General features: G+C 56.5%; 1 protein-coding gene. It reads left to right on the top strand.

The features are described 5' to 3' along the window. Positions 1 to 110 precede the first annotated feature (110 nt). Entirely contained in the window at positions 111 to 1,322 is a 1,212-nt protein-coding gene (locus AB0D85_RS52235) for a zeta toxin family protein (protein WP_362338771.1), read from the top strand. Positions 1,323 to 1,504: the final 182 nt, after the last annotated feature.

The following is a 1,504-nucleotide window of genomic DNA, read 5'->3' as shown; positions in this document are numbered from 1 at the left end:
CGATCGGGGGCCGTTCTGAAGAGGCTCAGTGAACCGAAGGGGGGTCGCTCCCGTTGAGTTGGCTATCGGACAGCAAGCAGGAATGACCGCTGAGGGCGAAGGTGTTGCACATGCCAGAGGAAAGCCTGGAGGAAAGGTACGTTGATATTCAATATAATTTGGGCCCATTAAGAGAAGCTGAAACCAGTATGCGGATGAATGGGCTGGGCGGGTGGAAAGATAGTCCGCGTCACCCGATGCGTTTGAGGATCATAGAAGATATGGTCGCAGAATTCGAGCGTATTCCAAAGACGCGAGTTCCGATTCTGATCTGCACAGCGGGTCCTAGCGGCATAAGAAAGGGCGCCAGCCTGCGGAATGTCCTCCAGATGCTCAACAATGGGGAGGGCGGCGATCTAGGTCAACCCCTGAATAAACTCGTTGGAAATCCCAAAAATTGTGTAACGGGCGATAGCTTCGTCGTCCTGAGTCACCAGAGGGTCAAAGAGGATATTTGGCGCCGAGGGGGCTTGGATTTTATACCTGAGGTATATAGGGAAAAATTTTCGCCCGCCGAAATTAGCGTGGCCCTCAACGACGAGGCTTCCTGGGTGATGAGGCGCGTTGCCGACGCAGCCATGGCGAGGGGGCATAGTATCGCCTATCAGATGACCATGCAGGATGTGCCCGACACACGAGACCTGCTCAGGCTTTTCAAGGAGAAGGGCTACAGTCAGCGGATCGCTCTATCTGTCGAGGAGCCACTACAGGTTGCCATCGACCAGAATCGCGACAGATGGGAGGCCGGGTACCTCGAATTCAAAGAAAAGAAGGAAGCTGGTGAATTGATATTCGGGAACCCTCTGACTAAAGAAAGCATCATCAAATCCGCCTACAAAAGGAGCGAGGCGCAGTCTGATTGCCGGAAGAACGTTGACCGCCTTGCCCGCGAGGAGTGGATCACCGATGTAATTGAGGTGGATCAGGGAGAAAAAAAGGTTTTGAACCAAGCGGCGTTGGAAGCACGCTGGGGAATGCAAGCGGCTGCGGAGTACGAGTACGCTCAGCTGGCTGCGCAGTACGGCTTGGAAGCCGCCCACCTGGAGTATGCGCGCACAAATGAATATCGATCTGATAGTCCACCCCCTCCATATGCGGACATTGCGCATGAGGGTGGTCCTACGGAATCGACAGCAAACGCTCAGACGGCTCAATTCGCTGCTATGAGTCCATCCACCAATCCTCCCGGACCTGGCGCAGGAGCGCCGCCGCCCCCTGGCCCGTCGCGTCTATCGAGGTTGTTCGGCCCGAGGGGCCAGACCGGAGGACGACGCGGCCCCTGAACACCTGGACGATCTCGGTGAACTTGTCCGAGCAAAGTTCCCGCCGCCTACGCCGCGCCGGCCACAAGACTACTGGACTTGATCAAGGACACATTCCGGCACGCCTGCGCGTGATCCTCGCGCATCTCGAACACCAGATGGCCGACCACGAGACTGAGCCCTTTCCAACTTGACGGTGACCA

This window comes from Streptomyces sp. NPDC048277 (assembly GCF_040652235.1).
GTDB lineage: Bacteria > Actinomycetota > Actinomycetes > Streptomycetales > Streptomycetaceae > Streptomyces.
This window is presented reverse-complemented; position numbering and strand designations above follow the sequence as displayed.